Source organism: Enterobacter sp. CGMCC 5087 (genome assembly GCF_003144775.1).
Lineage (GTDB): Bacteria > Pseudomonadota > Gammaproteobacteria > Enterobacterales > Enterobacteriaceae > Enterobacter > Enterobacter cloacae_M.
In genome coordinates, this window is record NZ_QFXN01000314.1 from 1 (window position 1) to 3,499 (window position 3,499).

Here is a 3,499-nt window from a genome sequence, read left to right on the forward strand (position 1 = left end):
ACTGATAGTTATCACCTGACAAAAAAAATATCGTGATATTCATCACAAAGCTGAAGTGTTCTGGTGATGGGCGTTTGTTTTTTGACCACAATCATTGTGTTGGTATTTTTGAGGTCCGGCTTTCATTTTGTCAAAAAGCGATCCCAGTAAGATGAGAGTGCTATTTATGGACTTCTTTATTCCAGAAGGTCGATTCAAATTCATTACGTCTAATGATGGATCAAACACAAACAGCGGCGAATTAATACTGGCTTGTTCTTATACCGATGATGAGGGGGAACAATAACAGACATGAATATCATAAGGCGCGGGCTTGCAACATTGAATTGAATGCTGCGCATTGATGACCAACCGAGACCTTCGGTTATTTTATTCGCCATTTGATACCAGACAGTGCCCGGAAATCCTCACGTACTCCATGTACGCTCCGGTTTCTGTAAGCTGGCCCGGCACCAAACTATCTTCTACAACTACGTGTGCCGGGACAGGCTCTAAATATAAAATCTGTTTTAAAAGACAGAGAATAACAAATTTTCTTACCTATAGCTGGATCAAACAACCGACGAAGGAGAGTAATACTATGAATCAACGAATCAATGAGTTTAAGTGGGATGGGAATAAAGACCAGACGTACACCAGTGCATACGGCAGCACCGTTTTACGTGAAAAGGATTACAGCAGATCTGAACCATTCACAATGGAGGCAAAAGGTCATTACCTCGACTTATTGGGTTCTGAGAGTACTGCGGTATGGTCTGAAAAGGTTCACATCAACGAGGGTAGGCTGAGTCTGGGAGAAGTTGATTATCCTGCAGGTCTGCTTCTTGTCGAAAGTACAATTGTTAACCGTGGCATACTTGAGATGTATCTGTCTTTTCTCGATGATACAGAACCCACAGCAAACGCGAGTAGTCTATTCCTTAGGGACAAAAGCCAGACCACCATTAATGTTAACCAACATACTGCTGGTACTATTATAAGTAAGATCATCTCTGTTTATGACAATGCAACACTTAAATTTAATATTGATGCTCCACTTTCCGCTCCAAAGATATATGGCATAACAGCCGTGAACAATGCAAAGGTTGAACTCAGACTGCCACCATTTAAAGATATTAGTCAGGTAAGAACCCATTATACCCTGGGAGGGATAACCAATGATGATGGCAGTGCGGTCGTAAAAGATGCGACTATCACTATTAGTCCTTATGAGCCTGATGGCGTTCCCCCTTACATGTTCAACAAGGCAACGCCTGAGGATATCACTTTTAACTTTGACACAAGTGCAGGAAAAAACGGCGGTAAGTTTATTCTGAAAGGTGTGGGTGGATTTCAACGAGGATATATTGTGAGCAGCGGATGTATCATGCTTAATGGTAAATCATTGAAAGGAGACGCGGATTTTATTGCTAACGGAGTTGAAATAACTGTGAACCAGGGCAATATGACGATACAGATGATTAAGTAAGGTGAACGCGAAAGCGGCCTGGAAGACAACAGAGATATCTATGGGTAATATTTATTCTCTGTTGATTTATTATTAATGATATTTATTAAGGTAAATCAATGTTACGACAGCCTGTTCTCTGACATTATCAGTAGTAGAGGCTGTTTTAACACCCGGCTAAACCTTTCGCTACACAGCGTAGTTATTGCTATTTCATTCTCTTATTAAGTAAGGATATAAGTTATGGACCGTAAATTTCAGTGGGATCCGGCGTCCGATCAGACTTATCAGGCGAGGTTCGGTGACAGTAGACTGAAGGCTGATACGTTCAACAAGGTATGTGGTCGTCATTTTATGATGGATGCACCGGGGTGTACATTGACACTGGATGCATCATCAAATGTTCAGTCATCTCCGGTATTCGACTGGACGGATGATCCTGTATCAAAAGAAATGACCAGGATACAGGTACAAAGTGGTACTCTTATCGTCGAATATGACAGTCAAACTGATGAGTTCGCTATTGGTAATCTGACGGATGACCCGTTAGAACGAATAGAGCTTAGTGTGAGCGCCAATGCTACGCTTAATTTTAGGGGGATATATTTGCAAGCAATAGACCCGATGGCGGAAGGGCTTGAACCTGGTTGTAATATTGATGTTGATGGGCATTTCCAAATGAGTAATGGCTGTTCATTAATTGCCAATGTTACGGTCAATAATAATGGTATAATGAGCATTCTTGGCCAATCCTTTGATTTTGGCGATAGAAGCAGTCTTGTGGTGAGCAGTGAGCCTGTTGGCAGCAAATTCTCGTTTGCTGCCATCGTCGATGAAGATGCAAAAATAGCGTCTAACTCATACATGCAATTTATGGGCTCGTCAAATTCAGTGCTGGAATGCAGGGACCTTGTCCTTTCTGGAAATGCAGTTATTGAAGTCTGTGATAATGCACGCCTGGAAGTGGTGGCACACAAGAGCCTGAAAGCAGAAAACAGTTATTTTAACATTCGCGGAAAAAGTGCCGAACTAAAAATAACCTACGCGATGAATTTTAATGAAAATGACGGTTATAATGGAATATTTAATTTCATCAGGGATGAAAATCATCCTAAAGATAATAAGAGTAAAATTGTGCTCAACAGCGTGAGTGATATGGAGTATGCGCTGTTGATGAAGGGGAACTATGTCACGGTGGATGGTGATGTGGCGGTCTATGGTACAGACTTTACTCTCAAGAGAAACAAGAGTCAGGCTATCATCACGCTTGTCGTGTAGATTCGTTATAGCTAATGGCGGGAGATACTCAGTAGATGAATGAAGTTCTCCCTGCCGTGGCTGGATTAAAAAAGTATCGGGACAGGTTGTGTGCTTAATACGCGACAAGAACTTTCGGATATTAATTTATTTCACGGAGAACTCATCTTTACAGGAATTGCAGGTAGTCAGCCTTGTCGCCCGGGAAATCAATAAATATCCGGTATCATTAGTATAATAAAAATGAAATTAATAAAAACATCGTTAATACTTTCCGTGTTCTTTCTGACAAGCTGCCAGTTAGCGCCGGGCCAGTATTTATCGGCATCCGGTAAGAATAAAGCCCCGGTATCTGACAGCCAGTTTGGTAACGTTGCAGCGAACTCATCTTCAAAGGTATTTTCAGTCAGTTAGCGTTACCGGTGTTAATTCACCACAGTCACCCGAGTCAGTTGATGCTGAAAAATGATGGGCTATTAAAATACGAACGCAGGAGAAATGAGTCAGGACTGCTTCCCGTACATTCCTTAATGCGACAGAGCATGATTTACTGAGTTGTTTATATTTTTAAAATAGTTAATTTAATGGGGTTACACTTGAAATTTACCTTTTTAACAAATATCCGTATGAATTATCAGCGTATGGTAGCTGTTATCTTTACCATTCTATTCATTACTAATTTGTCTGGTTGTGCATCAAGCAATGATAGCGGCCTGGTTGACTGCGTATTCCGCTCTGATCGATCATGTTTTCGCGTGGAACGTCGATCAGCGATTCGCAGCTGATCGATCATCC

2 protein-coding genes are annotated in these 3,499 nt (G+C 41.4%); both read left to right on the top strand.

What is annotated here, in order from left to right:
- Nucleotides 1–580: 580 nt before the first annotated feature.
- Nucleotides 581–1,468: a hypothetical protein gene (locus DEO48_RS25640; RefSeq protein WP_109846674.1), complete on the top strand. Its 888-nt coding sequence runs from the start codon at nt 581–583 to the stop codon at nt 1,466–1,468.
- 222 nt (nt 1,469–1,690) lie between these two features.
- Nucleotides 1,691–2,725 (top strand): hypothetical protein, encoded by a 1,035-nt coding sequence (locus DEO48_RS25645; RefSeq protein ID WP_109846675.1) that lies wholly within the window; start codon nt 1,691–1,693, stop codon nt 2,723–2,725.
- Nucleotides 2,726–3,499: the final 774 nt, after the last annotated feature.

Coding starts and splice junctions, on each gene's coding strand:
- DEO48_RS25640 (WP_109846674.1), top strand. CDS start 581: ATGAATCAACGAATCAATGAGTTTAAGTGGGATGGGAATAAAGACCAG.
- DEO48_RS25645 (WP_109846675.1), top strand. CDS start 1,691: ATGGACCGTAAATTTCAGTGGGATCCGGCGTCCGATCAGACTTATCAG.